Here is a 17,829-nt window from a genome sequence, read left to right as displayed (position 1 = left end):
CGCCGCTCACCCCCAATGGCCGAAGCCGAGCGTGCTTAGCCTTCGATTGTGGCAAGATGCAACGCGTTACCGACGTTAACTTGTGTAGCGCGCCTGCAATATCGCCAACGGCCGGATTCAGGCTGCTGTGTCGGCGGCGGCAAAGTTCAGCTACGCGGTTGTAGCAGCGCCAAGACGGCCGTCGATGCGGCAAGGATGGCCGTCACGGTCAAAGGCGCTGTCGGGCCATAGGTGTCCACAACATAACCGCCGACAACCGCACCGGTGGTGATGGCGACCTGAAAGGAGGCGACCATCAGGCTGCCGGCTGCTTCCAGCGCGTCAGGCGCCGCGCGAGACAGATTTGTCGGCAGCACCACAGGCGCCATGCCGAAGGCGAAACCCCACAGGGTGGCGAACCCAAAGGCAACGCCGATGTGCACGCCCCAAAGCACCAATGCCAGCGCCGCGAACGCCATCAATGCGGCCGTAACCACGAGAGCCACGTGGATATTGGCGTCGGCCATGCGGCCACCGGCAATATTGCCGATCACAGCCGCGATGCCAAATCCGAGCAATGCCAGGGCAATTGGCCCGGTTGCAAGGAGCGTCACGTGTTCGAGAAAGGGACGCACATAGACCGAGCCGGCAAAATGCCCCGTCATCAGCAAAAGGATGGCGAGCATACCGAGTTGAATGCCACGCCGCCGTGTCAGCCGAAAGACGTCTGCAAGACTATTGCTTGCCGTTGCAGGCAAGGTCGGCAGGCTGAGCAACTGCAGCAGCATGGCAAGCAAGGCCAACCCCGCCGTCATGGCCATGGCGCTGCGCCAACCCAGCCAATCGCTGATCAACGCGCCCATCGACGGTGCGGCAATTGTTGCGAGCGAGACGCCGAGGGTGACGATCGCCATGCCCCGCCCCGTCGCATTGGCGCCAACCAGCCTCGCCACGACGGCGACCGAAAGTGCCCAGAAAGCGCTGAGAGCGATCCCCAGTCCGGCCCGGCCCAACAATAACAGCCAGAAATTGGGCGCCAGCGCCGCAAGAATGTTGGAACCGACCGCCAGGGCCATGAGGCCGACAAGCACCGTCTTGCGGTTCAATCGGCCGATGAGGACATTGCTCAACATGGCCGTCACGGCGCCGACGGAAGCGGTGGCGGTGACCACCTGCCCGGCCGTCCCCTCGCTGATGCCGAGATCGCGCGCCATCGGCGTCAACAGACCTGCCGGCAGGAATTCGGCGGACACCAGCGCAAAGCTGGTTGCCGCCAACGAAAGGACCGCGAACCATGTGGTTGCGCTCCACGTCGCCGGCGCGGCGGCATCAAGGTCTATCGCCGCGTCTTCAAGCTGTAATGTTGTGTCAGTCACGGAAGGATCTCCAAAGTTTGGAGATCTTTCATAAACGAGTCTTTTCGGATGATATGTATCTCAAAATCCGAAATTCATGTCTATTCGTCCAGGAATTGTGCGACGCACAACGCCCGGCGAGACATTGGTGATGCGCTTGAAGGCGCGAGCGAAGGATGCCTCGGAATCATAGCCCAAGCGGGTAGCAACCTCGGCCACCGACAAGCCGTTTTGTCCCAACAACTCGCGGGCAAGCTGCATGCGCAGACGGGCGAGATAGCGTGCCGCGCCTTCTCCCAATACGGCGCTGAAGCGCTCCGCGAAAATCGAGCGCGATTGGCCCGCCAGGCCGGCGAGGCTTTCGAGCGTCCAGTTATGGCCGGGGTCTCGGTGCATGGCTGCCAGAGCGCGGCCGATATGAGGGTCGCGGATGGCCGCGAGCCAACCGGTGGTCGAAGTTCCCGTGCAATTGACCCAGCAACGAATGAGCCGGGCTGTCAGCAAGTCCGCCATACGCGACAAGATGGTGGCGCTGCCCATCTGCGGTTGCGCGGCCTCCGCGGTCATTGCCGCCAGCAAAGGACCAACGACCGGGTCATTGCCGGCAACGTCGCAACCCTTGATGAGAGGTGGCATCAACGCGATCAATGGGTTAAGCGCACAGGCGCCCAAGGTCATGGAGCCGCAGAACAGGGTGCTTGTCGCGCCCGTGCCTTCCCGCACGACTTCGCAGACGTTGCCCCCCAACTTGGTCACCTGGCAATCATCGAGCGAGCCGCCTGCGACGTCCGGCGCGCTAGCCAGCCGATGGGCGATGCCTTGCGGCAGCAGCACCAAATCGCCATTGCGCAACTCATGCCATCCCTGCGCTTCGGTATGGATCCAGCATGGACCCTGACTTACAAAGTGAAAACGAAGGAGCGGTTGCTCCGGAAAGGCGATGCTCCACGGATGTCGGAGCTCGCATCGGCCATAGTTGACGCCACTCAAGCGAAAGTCTTGCAGGACTTCGCTGAGCGCATCCATCGGAATATGTGGCGCCGAAGACGACCGGGACGAATGGTCAGGCATTGGGCAGATATAGACACCAATCGTCCGACAGGCAAGCGGAGACCGTTGTTCCACCAGGGGAATCGCTTCGACGGCACCCCTGCCGGCCCTGGCAGGCTCCCCGCCCTTGCCTCCCGCTCCAACTGCATGCAAGGAGTGATTTCGGACACAGGGACAAGAGGCATGGCAGCGGAAGCATCAGGCAGCGATCTCATTCAGGTGGTGGCGCTGCTTGCCGCAGGGGTCGTCGCCGTCCCCATCTTCAAGCGCATGGGTCTCGGCTCGATCCTCGGATATCTCGCCGCAGGCGTGGTGATCGGCCCGTTCGGCATCGGTGTCTTTTCCGAATCGGGAGCCATCCTGCATGTCGCCGAACTCGGCGTCGTCATGTTCCTGTTCATCATCGGCCTGGAAATGCAGCCATCGCGGCTCTGGGGCCTGCGCCGCGAGATCTTCGGGCTTGGCGCGCTTCAAGTCGGGGTCTGCGCGGTGCTGCTGACTGGTGTCGGCATGGCCGGAGGGTTTCCGATCGCGCAATCCTTCGTCGCCGGGGCCGGTTTCGTGCTGACCTCGACGGCCATCGTCATGCAGCTTCTGGAGGAGCGCGGCGAAATCGCCTCTCCCAAGGGCCAGCGCATCGTCTCCATCCTGCTGCTGGAGGATCTGGCCATCGTGCCGCTGCTCGCCCTGATCGCTTTCCTGGCGCCCGGCGGTGCCGATACCAGCCTGTCGGAGCGGCTGACCGAGGTCGGTATCGGCCTCGCCGCGATCGTCGGACTGGTGGTGGCGGGACGCTACCTGCTCAATCCCTTCTTCCGCATCCTGGCGGATGCCCGTGCGCGCGAGGTGATGACGGCCGCGGCTCTGCTGGTCGTGCTCGGGTCGGCGCTCGCCATGCAGCTCAGCGGCCTGTCGATGGCGATGGGCGCCTTCCTGGCCGGGGTGCTGCTTTCGGAATCGACCTTCCGCCATCAGCTCGAAGCCGACATCGAACCGTTCCGCGGCATCCTGCTCGGCCTGTTCTTCCTTGCGGTCGGCATGTCGCTCGACCTGCATGTGGTGGCCGCGAACTGGAAGCTGATCGCCATCTATGTCGTCGCCTACATGGTGATGAAGGCTTTCGGCATCTACATCGTCGCCCGCATCCTGAAATCAGGCCACCGCGAGGCACTGGAGCGCGCGGTCTTCATGGCGCAAGGCGGTGAATTCGCCTTCGTACTCTATTCCGCGGCCGCCGCCGTCGGCATCATCGACGGCCAGGCAAACGCGACGCTGACGGCGATCGTCATCATCTCCATGGTGCTGACGCCGCTGGCGATCATCGCCTTGCGCCATTTGACGCCGCGCGACGAGCAGTCGCTGGACGGCGTCGAAATCGCCGACGGCCTGACCGGCAGCGTGCTGATCATCGGCTTCGGCCGCTTCGGCCAGATCGCCAGCCAACCACTGCTCTTGCGCGGTATCGACGTCTCGATCATCGACAACGATGTCGAGATGATCCAGGCGGCCGCCGATTTCGGCTTCAAGGTCTACTATGGCGATGGCACGCGGTTGGACATCCTGCACGCGGCCGGGGCCGGCCGGGCGCGGGCCGTGCTGATCTGTGTCGACAAGCCCGACGCCGCCATCCGCATCGCCGAACTCGTCAAGGCGGAGTTTCCCTTGCTTACGGTGTTGGCACGTGCGTTCGACCGCGGCACGGCGCTGCAGCTCATCCGCGCCGGCGTCGATTATCAGCTGCGCGAAACCTTCGAATCGGCGCTCGTCTTTGGTGGCTCGACCCTCGAGGCGCTGGGCGTCGATCCCGAAGACGTCGCCGAAACGATCGAGGACGTCAGGCGTCGCGACACGGCCCGCTTCGAGACCCAGCTCGCCGAAGGCATCCGCTCGGGACAGCGTTTCCTGAAAGGCAATATCGGCACGCCGATCCCGACCCCGCTTTCCACGCCCCGCCGTCCTGGCCAGGCGCTCAACGAGGAAACGGCCGGCGTCCTGCATAAATCCGAACCGGCGGATTGAACGGGGAAATCAACGATGGAACTGAACAGCAGAGCCCTCTCGGTCACCAAGTTCTGGCGCGACGCCGGCGAGGATGCCTGGTTCGAGAAGAACGACGCATTCGATGCCGATTTCCGCGCCCGCTTCCTCGACCTCCATTACGCCGCCGCGCGGCGCGAATGCGACGACTGGTCAGGACATGCCGAAGGCTCGCTGGCGCTGATGATCCTGCTGGACCAGTTTCCGCGCAATTGCTTTCGCGGCACCGGCCATATGTTCGCGACCGACCCCCTGGCAAAGCATTTCGCGCAAAAGGCGGTCGCTGCCGGCCACGATTTGGCGCTGGAACCGGAGGTCCGCGTATTCCTCTATTTGCCGTTCGAGCATTCGGAAAATCTTGCCGACCAGGACCGGTCGGTTGAACTTCACACAGCCAGGGCCGAGTTCAATCTGAAATACGCCCTGGAACATCGTGACATCATCCAGCGCTTCGGCCGTTTCCCGCACCGCAACAAGATGCTTGGGCGCGAAACGACCGCTGAGGAAAAAGCATTCCTGGATGACGGTGGTTTCTCCGGCTGATACCAGCGGTCTAGCGCAGCCACCAATCCTGGCCTGACGGCAGGCGCTCGATGCCGGCGGCATCGACCGAGCCCAGGCGATCGACAACGCGTTTGCCGCCAATGGTGAGGTCCGGCGCGATCTCGGCCAGCGGTGCCAGCACGAAGGCGCGCTCCAGCATGCGCGGGTGTGGCACTTCCAGGCCCGTTTCATGGATGATGCGGTCGCCGAACACCAGGATGTCGATGTCGATCAGGCGCGGCCCCCACCTCTCCTCGCGCACGCGCTTGAGCTTTCGCTCGGCATCGAGGCAGAGGTCGAGCAATGCCCGCGGCGACAGCCGCGTCGACAGTGCTGCGGCCGCGTTGAGGAAATCCGGCTGGTCGAGCTTGCCCCAGGGCGGCGTCCGGTAGAGCGAGGAAACGGCGGCCATGTCAGTGTCGGCATCGGCGTCGAGCAGGCGCAATGCAGCCCCCATCGACTTGGCCGGATCACCGAGATTGCCGCCGAGGCTCAGATAGACGGTGTTACTCGGGCCAGACAACGGTCACCTCGACGTAATCGAGCACGCCAGGCACCGGCGCATTCGGCTTGCGAACGGTGACCTCGGCTTTGCGAATCTGGGGAAAGCGCCCGGTGAGGGCCTTTGCGACTTCCAGGGCCAGGGCCTCGATCAGGAAGCGCCTGTGTCCGGTAATGATCTCCTCGATGACGGTGAAGGCAACGCCGTAATTGACGGTTTCCCCGATGGCGTCATCGACGAGCGCACGTCCGGGCTCGACGGTGAGCGAGGCATCGACATAGAAGCGCTGCCCGAGCGCTTCTTCCTCGTCCAGCACGCCGTGCCGGGCAAAGAAGGCGCAATTCTTCATGCGGATGACATACATGGCTCAGCGTTCCGATCCGGTGTCCCGCGCCAGCATAGCATCCGCCACGGCCAGCGCGTCCACGTTGATTGCGACATCATGGACGCGAAACAGATGCGCGCCCTTGAGCCTGAGTATGACGCTGGTCGCCGCCGTACCGGCCGCCCGGTCGGCTGCGTCGCGGCCGGTGACGGTGCCGATAAAGCGTTTTCGCGACGTACCGGCCATCAGCGGGAAGCCGAGCGCGCCAAGCTCGGAAAACCGCGCCATCAGATCGAGGTTTTCCGCCGCCGTCTCCTTGGCGAAACCAAAGCCGGGGTCGAGCACGACATGGTCGTCGGCGACACCCTGCCCGCGCCCGATCTCCAGCGATTTTCCCAGGAACGCCAACTGGTCGGCGATCACGTCGGGCAGCTTTTCGCGGTCGCGGCCGGTATGCATGATGACGAGCCCGGCGCCGGTTTCGGCCGCCACCCGCGCAATGCCTGGCTCGCGCTGCAGACCCCAGACATCATTGACGATGTGCGCGCCGGCTGCCACCGCGAGCCGTGCTGTCTCCGCACGATAGGTGTCGACCGAGATCAGCACGTCGCCTGCACGCGCCAGCGCCTCGATCACCGGCAGGATACGGGCCTGCTCCTCGCTGGCCGAGATCGCCGCCGCGCCGGGCCGGGTCGATTCGCCGCCGATATCAATGACCGCGGCGCCTTCCCCGATCATGCGGCGCGCATGGACCAGCGCGGTTTCGGGAGCATCAAACAGGCCGCCGTCGGAAAAGCTGTCGGGCGTGACATTGAGGATGCCAACTACCACGGCCTTGCCGCCAAGCTCGAGATGACGCCCATGCGCCAGCTGCCATCGCCTCGCCGTCATTGCGCATCAACCATGGGCTCATCAACCAAGGGGGTCATCAACGATGTGTGATCCGCATCGGATCAGTTCCGTTGCGCCGGCAAAGGCCGTAAAGCAAGGTGACCGAAGAGGCAACATGATGACACGATCCCTGCTCTGCGCACTGCTGCTTACCGTCGCCGTTCCGGCGGATGCGGCCAATCTGGTGAAGACATACAGCTATTTCGCCATTGGCGGCAGAACGCTGGAGGATATCGAGCAGCAACTCGCCAAACACGGGCCGCAGGTCAAAAGCACGGGGTCGCGCCACCCGGGCGCCACCCAGATGGCCTTCACGACACGCATCAGCTACGCCAGCCAGTCCGGCTCCTGCCGGATCGCCGACGCGGTCGTGACCGTCAAGGTCAAGGTGATCCTTCCCGAATGGCGCCGCCCACGCAAAGCCGATGCCGATGTACGGCTGTTCTGGGATACATTGTCCGCCGACATCAAGCGCCATGAAGACCGCCATGTCGAGATCGCCAAGAACCACGGCCGCGCACTGGAAGACGCGCTGAAGGCAACCCATCCGCAGAAGGATTGCAATGCTGCAAAGGCCAAGGCCGCCGAGATAACGGCGGCCGAGCTTGCCAGACACGACCAGGACCAGTTGCGGTTCGACCGTGTCGAAGGCGTCAATTTCGAAAGCCGCATCCTGCGGCTGATGCGCTACCGGATGCAACGCATCGAGAGTGGCCAATTGCCGCCGCCAACCTGAGTTTCCTCGCCGGCTCCGTTCGCCTGGATGCAAGCCAACCGGGCGGAAGCGTAGTGCCAGCTTCGAATTTTTTTCGAGCGGCGTTCGAAATCGGTCTATAGGGAACGACATATCCAGGGTTGCCTCGGGCACAAGCTGGAAGCACGACCATCACGATCGATCGCGCCGCGAATGCACCACAAAGACCCGATGGTGATGCGGCAGCGCAAGGCGCATGGACGAGAAATATGGACCAGGCAGTCGACAAGCAGGCCGTGGCGGCCGCGAGCGCGCCGCTGACCGAAAGCGAAAAGAACGCCATTATCGGCGGCGTCCTTCTGTCGATGCTGCTGGCGGCCCTCGACCAGACCATCGTCGCGCCCGCCATGCCGACCATCGGGCGCTCGCTCGGCCATGCCGAATACCTGCCCTGGATTGTCACCGGCTACCTCTTGACCGCAACCGCCGTGGCACCGCTCTACGGCAAGATTTCCGACGTCTATGGGCGTCGGCCGACCGTCTATGCGGCAATTCTCATCTTTCTTGTCGGATCGCTGGTCAGCGCACTGGCTCCCAACATGTTCGTCCTTATCCTGGGGCGCGCGATCCAGGGGGCCGGTGGCGGCGGCCTTTTCGCGCTGACGCAGACCGTGGTCGGCGACCTTGTCCCGCCGCGCGAGCGGGCGCGCTATGCGGCGTGGTTTTCCGGCACATGGGCCGTCGCCAGCGTCGCCGGGCCGCTGCTGGGCGGCACTTTTGCCGAACATCTGCATTGGTCCCTCATCTTCTGGATCAATATCCCTCTGGGCTTTGTTGCGATGGCGATCATCAACACGCCGCTCAAGAAGCTGCCGATCGCGGCCAAGAATCACAGCATCGATGGTCTTGGCGCATTGCTGCTCATCGTGGCCACGGCGCTGTTGCTGCTGGCGCTGAACTGGGGCGGCAGCGCTTACCTGTGGATGTCGCCGGAAGTCGTCGGCGTCCTGGCCGGCTCCGCGCTTTTCTGGGGAGCCTTTGCCCTGCGGCTGATGCGGGCGGCCGAACCGCTCATTTCGCTGGAAGTGCTGGGCAACCCGATCGTCCTGGCCGGCACTCTGTCGATGTTCCTGCTCCAGGCCTCCAGCGTCGGCCTTGCCGTCTATCTGCCGGTCTATCTGCAATCGATACTTGGCCTGACGGCCAGCGAGTCGGGCATTGCAATGCTCGGCCTTCTGCTTGGAACCGTGGGCGGCGCCGCTTCCAGCGGCCGCCTGATACCGCGCTTCACCCACTACAAGCGCATCGCCATGGTCGGCGTCCTCTTCGCCATCCTGTGCATGGGCCTGCTGGCCTTTGTCGCCGGCCATGCATCGTTGCTGGTCGTCGAAGTCCTGACCATCTGTATCGGGCTGGGGACCGGGACGACATTTCCGGTAACCACCGTCTCCGTGCAGAATGCCGTCGACCGCATGCATCTTGGTGTGGCGACGGGGGTGCTTACCTTTCTGCGGTCGCTGGGCAGTGCATTGGGGGTCGCGATGCTCGGGGCCATCGCTCTGGGCTTTGGGTTGCCGCTGGCCGGTGAAGGCGTTGCGGTGGCTGGACATGTCGCATCGGCCCAGCCCTTCGTGATGATCTTTCTCGTCGCGGCCGGCACTCTGGGACTGGGCCTCATCACGCTTACGCTGATGCCCGAGAAAGAACTTCGAGGCCACGTCGACGATCCGGCGCCCATCCTGGCGGAATAGCTAGCCGGAGACGCCGAGCTTCTTCTGCAGGCTGGTGGACGAAGTCGTATACTGGAACACGATTCGTTCGCCGGGGCTGACGACGCGCTTGGCGGCCTGCGCCATCAGCGCCACCTCGTGGAAACCCGACAGGATCAGCTTCAGCTTGCCCGGGTACCAGTTGATGTCGCCCACCGCGAAGATGCCGGGCACCGATGTCTGGAATTTCTCCGTATCGACCGGGATCAGGTTCTCATGGAGATTGAGCCCCCATTCCGCGATCGGGCCGAGCTTCATGGTCAGGCCGAAAAACGGCAGCATGCGGGTGCAAGGCACCTCGATGTCGCCATCCGGGCCTCCCTTGATGGTGGCCGATGCCAGCTGGCCATCGGCTCCGGTGAGCCCGGTCACCTGGCCGACCCGAAATTCCAGCTGCTTCATCTCCTGCATGGCGTACATCTTGTTGACGCTGTCGGGCGCTGCGCGAAACTCGGGCCGCCGGTGAACGAGTGTCACGCTCTTTGCCACCGGCTGCAGGTTCAGCGTCCAGTCCAGCGCCGAGTCGCCGCCGCCGACGATGACCAGGTCATGGTCGCGAAAATCCTCCATCCGGCGAACCGAATAGAAGACGCTCGTGCCTTCATAGGCCTCGATGCCGGGAATTGGCGGGCGCTTCGGCTGGAATGAGCCGCCGCCGGCGGCGATCACCACCACCTTGGCTTCGAACACCTCGTTCTCGTCCGTGGTCACGCGAAAGCCGCCGTCGTCCAACTTTTCGAGACTGGAGACCATGCGGTTGTAGGTGAAGTCAGGCTTGAACGGCTCAACCTGCTCAAGCAACTTGTCGACGAGCCCTTGCGCCGAAATCGAGGGCCAGCCGGGGATGTCGTAGATCGGTTTTTCCGGATAGAGTTCCGCGCATTGGCCGCCCGGTTTGTCGAGAATGTCGATCAGGTGGCACTTGAGGTCCAGCAGGCCGAGTTCGAACACGGCGAACAGGCCGACCGGCCCTGCCCCGACAATGAGGACGTCTGTGCTGATGATGCCGGTCATGATGCGCCTCGCTGCGAAAGTCCCGGCGAGACTGCATGACCATTGCCCCGCTGCCAAGCGTCAGCGGCAAAAATCGCCGATGCAGGCTTTCAGCCCTGACGTTCTGGCACCCGCACGATCAGACCGTCGAGTGCGTCGCGCACCTTGATCTGGCAAGACAGGCGCGAGTTCGGCTGGACCTCATAGGCGAAGTCCAGCATGTCTTCTTCCATCGCCTCGGGCTCGCCGACTTCGGCCGTCCAGGCCTCGTCGACATAGACATGGCAGGTCGCGCAGGCGCAGGCGCCACCGCACTCCGCTTCGATGCCCGGAACGGCGTTGCGAATGGCGTTTTCCATGACCGTCGAGCCGTTTTCGGCATCCACGTCGAAATGTGTGCCGTCATGGGCGATGAAGGTCAGTTTGGTCATTTGTCACCTGAAGGGAGTTTCGCCCGGGACGAAGAGCCTTTCGCCTGGGACGAAAGAGAGTTTCGCCCGAGATAATCACTCCTGCAAACAAGTCAACTGCCGCGCGAAAGCGGCGCTCCGTGACGTTTTTGTCGCAAACCGGAATCAGCGATTGATGGCGGCGATGAAGTCGCGCATTTCGTCGATCAGCCGGCCGAGCCGCTTGAGGGTCTGGACGTCCTCCGGACGGCGCTCGATATCGGTGGCGCAATCGGCGATGGCGAAGGCGCCTACGCCGCGGGCCGATCCTTTCAAACCATGGGCCAGCAGCAGCCGGTCCTTGATGTCGGCATCGACTATTTTGTCGCGCACCGCCAATGCCTGCTGTACAAACAGCGCCAGCACCTCCTGCTCAAGGGCGCGGTCGCCCATCGTTTGCCGGGCAAGGTGTGCCAAATCGACCGGCCGGGACTGCCTCGTTCCCGATACGTCGCCCCCGGGCATTGAGAAGGCAATGCCGCTTTCGCCACGCATGAACTCGAACTCCATTTTCTTCGGCCGCCTGAAAAACTAGGCGATTCCAGTGGACAACGGGTTAATGAATGGCCGGGAAAAATGTTGCGAAAACGGCGCCCAAATCACGGTTCCGTTAACCTTATATTTAAAGTTTTACGTATCCCGCGGAATGCATGTTTTCTTTACCCCCCTGTGTCATTACGATACGAGGGTCCATTTTCAGCCTCCTGCGCGGGGGTAAGATAACCAGAATTAATAAGCCCCCGCGGCAGCTAGTACAGGGTAGCGAAGGCATGGCGAAGAAACCAACAACGACCAGAACTCTCGACAGCGACGTAGCCAGGGAACTCGAAAAAGCGCTCGATCTCGACCTGAGCAGCGATACCGACAGCGGCGACCTCGATATCGCGGCTTCGATGGAAGATCTGGAAGCGCAGATATCGCAGGCCGCCGACGAGTTGGCACGCGAGGGACGCAATCAGCAGCCGGCGCCCGTCGTCAATCAGGCTCAGGCCGCGAAGCCCGCGCCGAAGGCCAAGCCGGCCGAACTTCGCCCGGTGGAGACGCGCAATGGTGGCCAGCCCGCTGGTTTCGCGCCAGCCAACGACGATCGCCAGAAAGATTACAAGACCCTTCTGCACAGCCTGAACAGGCGCGCCTCCAACACCATCTACTGGGTCATCGCCTTTGTCTCGCTCGCCTGGATAGCGGGCGCCGGCGGACTGGCCAACCTGCTTTTTGGACCGGGCATCTGGCGGATACGCACGCTGGACCAGTTTTTCGCCCGCCCCGAACTGATCGGCCTCGCGGTCGCGGCAATCGTGCCCGTCATCCTGTTCTGGGCCTTCGCGGCGATGATCCGCCGCGCCCAGGACATGCGCATCGCCGCGCAATCGATGACGGAAGTGGCCTTCCGCCTGACCGAGCCGGAAAACATGGCCCAGGATCGCGTCATGATGATCGGCCAGGCCGTCCGCCGCGAGGTGGCCGCCATGGGCGAGGGCATCGAACGCACGCTTGCCCGTGCCGTGGAGCTGGAAACGCTGGTCCACAGCGAGGTCAACCAGATCGAACGCTCCTATTCGGAAAACGAAACCCGGATTCGGTCGCTGGTCGATGGGCTGGGCAGTGAACGCGAAGCCGTGGTTTCCCATGCCGAACGTGTCCGCGCCTCGATCTCCGGCGCGCACGAGACCTTGCGCGATGAAATCGGCGCGGCAAGCGACATCATCCGCGACAGCATCCTCAATGCGTCGACCAAGCTGTCGATGACGATCACCAATTCCGGCGACACGCTGATCGACCGCATCAATGAAAGCTCGATGTCGATCTTCGACTCGGTCGAAGGCCGGCTCGACAACATCACCGACCGGCTTTCGACCTCCGGCGAGGCGTTCGCCAGCCTGCTCGATACCCGCATCGCCAAGCTGACGGACACCACGGACGGCTTGACCCGCTCGTTGACCGACCTGCTCGACGACCGCACCACCGGCATGGTGTCGCTGCTCGGCGGCGCCGCGCGCACCCTCAATTCCGAGTTCGAAGCCAGCCTCAACGGCATCGAGCGCACCTTGGCCGAACGCGGCCAGGCGCTGATCAGCGAATTCCAGACCCGCGCCGAAGCGCTGGATACCGGCACGCAGAAGCTCAATGCAGCGCTGGAAGCCCGCGCCCGCCAGATCAACGAAACGCTGGTCGAGCGTGCCCGTGAAATCGCTCACACCTTCGCCGAGAGCAAGGACACGCTGTCGGCCATGATCGATCAGGGCAAGACCCAGATCGGCGCCGACATGGCCGACATCGTCACCTCGACCTCGTCCATGCTCGAAGCGCGCGCCAGCGATTTCGCCGGCCGCATGGAGGCAGCCCGCCACGTCGTGTCGCGCTCCTTCGACGCCGACATCCAGAGACTTGCCGACGCCCGCGTCGGTATCGAGGAAGCCGTCGAAAACCACAGCCGCAAGCTTTCCGAGAGCCGCGAGCGCATGGCGGAAGCCATGCAGGCGGACCTGGCGAAATTCGCCGAGGGCCGCGCCGGCATCGATGCCGCGGTGACCAACCAGGTGCAGAAGCTGGCCGAAGGCCGCAGCCTGATAGCGCGTGCGCTCGAAGAAGACCTGCGCAAGGTCAACGAATCGCGCGCCGCCATCGATGCGTCGCTCGGCAGCCACCTCGAAAGGCTGGAAGAAGGCCGCAACCGGCTCTCTCTGGCCCTCAACGAAGACTCTGGTAAATTGGTGCAAGCTCGTACGATCATTGATGAAATGGTCGCCGGACATGTCGGAAAACTGGCTGAAGGCCGCAACATCCTGTCGCGCGCTTTGGAAGCTGATCTCGGCAAATTGTCCGACAGCCGCGCCGACATAGACGGCCTTGTCGCCGGCCAGGTCGAGAAAATCGCCGAGGGCCGCGCGGTGCTCGCCAAGGCGCTGGAAAACGACATTGCCGGTATCAAGAACCTGATCGAGGCGCATTCGGCGAAACTGGCCGAAGACCGCACGCAGCTCGGCCGTTCGCTCGAAAGCGACTTGTCGGGCATACGCGGCCTGATCGACAGCCATTCGGGACGCCTGGCGGAAGACCGCGGGCTGCTGTCGCAGACGCTTGAAGCCGACCTCGCCAAGCTGGCCGAAAGCCGCGCCAGCATCGACGGGCTGGTCGCCGGCCAGGTCGAGAAGCTCGCTGAAGGCCGCGACATTCTCAAGCGTGCGCTGGAATCCGACCTCAACACCATCAAGAACGTCATATCGAGCCAGTCGGACAAACTTGCCGAGGATCGCGGGCAGCTCTCGCGCGTTCTGGAAGCCGATCTGCAGAACGTGAACAGCGTCATCGCCGACCACATGAACAGGCTGGTTCAGGATCGCTCGACCTTGTCGAAAGCGCTGGAGGACGATCTCGCGAAACTGGCCGAAAGCCGCTCCAGCATCGACGGGCTGGTCGCCGGCCAGGTCGAGAAGCTCGCCGAAGGTCGCGACATCCTGCGCCGCGCATTGGAGGCCGACCTCAACACGGTCAGGAACACCGTTACCGACCAGTCCCAGAAACTGGTCGACGACCGCGCCCAGTTCGCCCGCGCGCTGGAGGCCGATCTCGAAACCGTCAACAGCCTTGTCAACAGCCACTCGGACCGACTTGCCCAGGAGCGTTCGACACTGTCGAAGGCGCTTGAGGCCGACCTCGAAACTGTCGGCAGCCACGTCAACAGCCACACCGAGCGGCTCGCCCAGGATCGTTCGACCTTGTCGAGAGCGCTCGAGGCGGACCTGCTGACCGTTAGCGGCCACGTCAACAATCACGCGGAACGGCTTGTCCAGGAGCGTTCGACCTTGTCGAAGGCGCTCGAAGACGATCTTGCCAAGCTAGCCGAGAGCCGCTCCAGCATCGACGGGCTGGTCGCCGGTCAGGTCGAGAAGCTCGCCGAAGGCCGTGATGTCCTCAAGCGTGCGCTGGAGGCCGATCTCGCCAAGCTGGCCGAGAGCCGCTCCAGCATCGACGGCTTGGTGGCCGGCCAGGTCGAGAAGCTCGCCGAGGGCCGCGACATTCTCAAGCGCGCTCTCGAAGCCGACCTGCAGAGGCTGACCGAAAGCCGCGGCGATATCGACGACATCATCGCCGGGCATGTCGGCAAGTTGTCCGAAGGCCGCAATATGCTCAGCCGGGCGCTGGAAGATGATCTCGGCAAGCTCGCCGAGACCCGCAAGGACGTCGATCGCTCGCTGTCCGGCCATATCGACCAGATTGCGGCCCGGAGCACGGACATTTCCGCCGCCATCGCCGCCGATGTCGACAAGATCGAGCAGGCGTTCAGCCGCCAGACCGGCATCATCGAGGAACGCGCCGGCACCATGGAGCGCGCCCTGTCGACTGGTGTCGACAACGTCCGCAGCGTCCTCGAGAAGAGCGCGGTCTTCGTCGCCGGCGCCTTGCGCGAAAAGGTCCTGGAAGTCACCAGCACGCTGCACGAGCAGGCCGGTGCGGCCTTCAGCGACGCCGATCGCAAGATCGCCGAGCGCGCCGAACAGACGTCCGCCGCCCTGCTGGCACGGGCCGAAGACATTGCCCGCACCTTCGAGGAGGCCGATCGTCGCCTCCACGCCCGCGCGGAAGATACGTCGAACGCCTTGCTCGCCCGCGCCGACGACACGTCCAGCTCGCTGCTGGCCCGCGCCCATGAAACCGCCGATCAGCTCGCCGCTCGCGCTGGCGAGATCGCCGGCACCTTCGACATGACGGACCAAAAGCTCGCCGCCCGTGCCCAGGAGACTGCGGATCAGCTGGCCGCCCGCGCAAGCGAGATTGCCGGCACATTCGACGCGGCCGACCAGAAGCTCGTCGCCCGGGCCGTGGAAACGGCGCAATCGCTGGCCGCCCGCGCCGGCGACATCCTGCGCAACTTCGAAAGCGCCGACCAGCGGCTCGGCATGCGCATCGGCGAATCCGCCGAGGCGCTCGCCGCCCGCGCGTCGGACCTTGGCCGCATTTTCGACGCCGCCGACCAGCATTTGGTCTCGCGCATCGCCGAGGGTTCGGATGCGCTGTCCAGCCGGGCGTCCGAAATCGCCCGCATCTTCGACGACGCCGACCAGCGCCTGGTTTCGCGCATCGCCGACAGCACCTCGACGATCGGCGAGCATGCGCAGACCATTGTCGGCGCCTTCGCCAGCACCGAGCAGAGGGTCGCCGATCGTGCCCGCCAGACCGGTCAGGAACTGGCCGTGCATGCGCGCGAAATCGAGCAGGCGCTTGCCGGCGCCGACGAGCGTCTTGCATCGAGCGCGGCGGCCGCGGCCGCCCGTGTCGAAGAGCAGATCGCCGGCGTCGAAAACCGGCTCGCCTACACGGCCGAGACGATGGGCCAGAAGCTCAACGAGCAGATATCGACCGCCGAGGCGCAACTCGTAACGCGTGCCAATGTGATCGCGGAGACCTTCACCGCGGTCGGCCAGCATATCGGCCAGAGCACCAACGATGCCGCCAAGACGATCGGCGCCAACACCCGCGAGCTCAACACCATGCTCGCGGCGCGGTCCGCCGAGATGTCGAAGATCCTCGACGAAACCGCGCGGCCTTTGGTCGAGCGCTTCGCCCAGGGCGGCTCGGACCTGCAGAAGAGCATGGAAGAGGTCACCGAACGCGCGGCCGAGAAGCTGCGCAGCGAGAATGCGACGCTGGTCAACGCGCTGGCCAGCCGCACCGCCGAAACCTTGTCGGCGGTCGAAGGCGCCCGTTCGTCGCTGTCCGACAGCGTCGCCGATCTCATCGGCCGGATGACCAAGTCCAGCTCGCAGCTCGGTCAGTTGATCGAGCAGGCCGCGGTCAACCTCGGCGAGGTCGACCAACGTCTGACCGGCAGCACGCAAAGCTTCGCGGCAACCACCGAAAAGGCGGCGCAGACCTTTGCCAGCTCGGCGCGTCTGGTCGATTCGAACACGACAAGGCTGACGGAACTGTCGTCGTCGACCTTGCGTGAGGTCGCCTCGATCGCCACCAAGTTCGACGAACACAGCCGCCTGCTCGCCGGCGCCTCGGACCTCCTGAGCTCGGCCCAGAGCAACCTCGAACACACGCTGGAAAGACAGTCGTCGCTCGAGGATCTCGCCGTTGGCCTGGTCAAGAAGTCGGAAGATCTCGAAAGGGTCATGCGTTCTTTCGAAAACCTCGTCGGCCAGACGCTGCAGAACGCCGAAGGCAAGACGCTGGAATCGGCCGACAAGATCCGCAACGCCATCACCGAGGTCGTCGAGTCGGCAACCAAGCGCTTCGCCGATGCCACCGAGGAGATGCGGCGCACGGCGGGCTCGATCAAGAGCGAGCTCGACCTCACCCGCGCCGAGCTCAAGAAAGGCGTCATCGAGATGCCGGAAGAGGCCAAGGAATCGACCTCGGCCATCCGCCGCGCCGTTTCCGAGCAGATCAACGCCTTGAAGGAACTTTCGGATATCGTTGCGAAATCCGGTCGTGGCGGCGACTCCTCGGAACCGCGTCCCTTGCGTCCGGCGCCGCAGGCACCGGCGGCACGCGCCACCGAGCCGCCCCGTCGCGCTCCGGCACCGCAGCAGGCGGATCTGCGCCCGCCGCAGGCACCGCTGGGCGGCGCGGGACTGCGCGGCACGCTCGATCTGGAGCGTCCGGCGGAGGCAGCACCACGCCAGCGTGCCGCTGACGCCGGTGCCCGCGCGCCGCAAGGCGGCTGGGTGCGTGATCTGCTGACCGCCGCGTCGAACGATGCCGACCTCAGGCCGGCGGCCCCCCAAGCGCCCGCGGAAGCACCGCGCCCGGCCCCTGCCCAGCGTTCCCCGCTGCATGTCGTGGAATCGCTGAACTCGCTGTCCGTCGATATCGCGCGGGCCATCGATCACGATGCCTCGATCGAGCTGTGGAACCGCTACCGTCGTGGCGAGCGTGACGTGTTCACGCGCAGGCTCTACACGCTGAAAGGCCAGCAGACGTTCGACGAAATCCGCCGCAAGTACCAGGCGGAGGCCGAATTCCGCGCCGCCGTCGACCGCTATTGCGACGATTTCGAGAAGCTGCTCAAGGATGTCTCGCGCAACGACCGCGACAACATCATGGCGCAGACCTATCTCACGTCGGACACCGGCAAGGTCTACACCATGCTGGCCCATGCCAGCGGCCGCCTGCACTAAGCGGTCGCCAAGCCAAAACGAAAAAGGCGGGGGATTTGTCTCCCGCCTTTTTTCTTGAAGGGACTGATCTCGCACCTGGAAGACGCATCCGGGTTTGGTCTCGCTTTTCCGGAAC

At 64.1% G+C, this 17,829-nt stretch carries 13 protein-coding genes; 5 read left to right on the top strand and 8 right to left on the bottom strand.

Going from position 1 to position 17,829, the window contains the following annotated elements; all coding sequences use genetic code 11:
* Nucleotides 1–146: 146 nt before the first annotated feature.
* Nucleotides 147–1,355, bottom strand: a complete 1,209-nt coding sequence (locus EN861_RS16820; RefSeq protein WP_127279122.1) for an MFS transporter — start codon at nt 1,353–1,355, stop codon at nt 147–149.
* Nucleotides 1,356–1,415: 60 nt separating this feature from the next.
* Nucleotides 1,416–2,405, bottom strand: a complete 990-nt coding sequence (locus EN861_RS16815) for an AraC family transcriptional regulator (protein WP_189343655.1) — start codon at nt 2,403–2,405, stop codon at nt 1,416–1,418.
* A 162-nt stretch (nt 2,406–2,567) separates the two neighbouring features.
* On the opposite strand from EN861_RS16815, the gene EN861_RS16810 reads away from it, so the two are divergent.
* Entirely contained in the window at nt 2,568–4,403 is a 1,836-nt protein-coding gene (locus EN861_RS16810) for a monovalent cation:proton antiporter-2 (CPA2) family protein (protein ID WP_127279121.1), read from the top strand.
* A gap of 15 nt (nt 4,404–4,418) precedes the next feature.
* The gene (locus tag EN861_RS16805; protein WP_127872554.1) at nt 4,419–4,964 is read left to right on the top strand and encodes a DUF924 family protein; all 546 of its coding nucleotides are present in this window, start codon (nt 4,419–4,421) and stop codon (nt 4,962–4,964) included.
* Nucleotides 4,965–4,974: 10 nt separating this feature from the next.
* On the opposite strand, the gene folK is transcribed toward EN861_RS16805, so the two are convergent.
* The 3 genes from folK to folP are packed head-to-tail and all read right to left on the bottom strand — an operon-like array spanning nt 4,975 to nt 6,682.
* On the bottom strand, nt 4,975–5,487 hold the full coding sequence (folK, locus tag EN861_RS16800; RefSeq protein WP_127281141.1) for a 2-amino-4-hydroxy-6-hydroxymethyldihydropteridine diphosphokinase: 513 nt from the start codon (nt 5,485–5,487) through the stop codon (nt 4,975–4,977).
* Nucleotides 5,471–5,830, bottom strand: coding sequence for a dihydroneopterin aldolase (gene folB, locus EN861_RS16795; protein WP_023773903.1), 360 nt, complete (start codon nt 5,828–5,830; stop codon nt 5,471–5,473). Before folB ends, folK begins: the two co-directional genes overlap by 17 nt.
* 3 nt (nt 5,831–5,833) lie before the next feature.
* Nucleotides 5,834–6,682 carry a dihydropteroate synthase gene (folP, locus tag EN861_RS16790; RefSeq protein ID WP_127872555.1) on the bottom strand — a complete coding sequence of 283 codons (849 nt, stop codon included), beginning with the start codon at nt 6,680–6,682 and terminating at the stop codon, nt 5,834–5,836.
* 115 nt (nt 6,683–6,797) lie between these two features.
* Here folP and EN861_RS16785 point away from each other — a divergent pair, with 115 nt between their 5' ends.
* Nucleotides 6,798–7,418, top strand: a complete 621-nt coding sequence (locus EN861_RS16785; protein WP_167531424.1) for a DUF922 domain-containing protein — start codon at nt 6,798–6,800, stop codon at nt 7,416–7,418.
* A gap of 227 nt (nt 7,419–7,645) precedes the next feature.
* Nucleotides 7,646–9,127: an MDR family MFS transporter gene (locus EN861_RS16780; protein WP_135864439.1), complete on the top strand. Its 1,482-nt coding sequence runs from the start codon at nt 7,646–7,648 to the stop codon at nt 9,125–9,127.
* On the opposite strand, the gene EN861_RS16775 is transcribed toward EN861_RS16780, so the two are convergent.
* From EN861_RS16775 to EN861_RS16765, 3 genes are all read right to left on the bottom strand, one after another.
* Entirely contained in the window at nt 9,128–10,159 is a 1,032-nt protein-coding gene (locus tag EN861_RS16775) for an NAD(P)/FAD-dependent oxidoreductase (RefSeq protein WP_127280422.1), read from the bottom strand.
* Nucleotides 10,160–10,248: 89 nt separating this feature from the next.
* Nucleotides 10,249–10,569, bottom strand: a complete 321-nt coding sequence (locus EN861_RS16770; protein WP_027144910.1) for a 2Fe-2S iron-sulfur cluster-binding protein — start codon at nt 10,567–10,569, stop codon at nt 10,249–10,251.
* Between the two features lie 144 nt (nt 10,570–10,713).
* A complete protein-coding gene (locus EN861_RS16765; protein WP_127280424.1) occupies nt 10,714–11,082 on the bottom strand; it encodes an Hpt domain-containing protein in 369 nt (122 codons plus the stop codon).
* 275 nt (nt 11,083–11,357) lie between these two features.
* On the opposite strand from EN861_RS16765, the gene EN861_RS16760 reads away from it, so the two are divergent.
* Nucleotides 11,358–17,714, top strand: coding sequence for a kinesin (locus EN861_RS16760; protein WP_135864437.1), 6,357 nt, complete (start codon nt 11,358–11,360; stop codon nt 17,712–17,714).
* The last annotated feature ends 115 nt before the right edge of the window (nt 17,715–17,829 follow it).

Origin of the sequence: Mesorhizobium sp. M8A.F.Ca.ET.218.01.1.1 (genome assembly GCF_004791165.1) — a bacterium.
Classification (GTDB): Bacteria; Pseudomonadota; Alphaproteobacteria; order Rhizobiales; family Rhizobiaceae; genus Mesorhizobium.
This window is presented reverse-complemented; position numbering and strand designations above follow the sequence as displayed.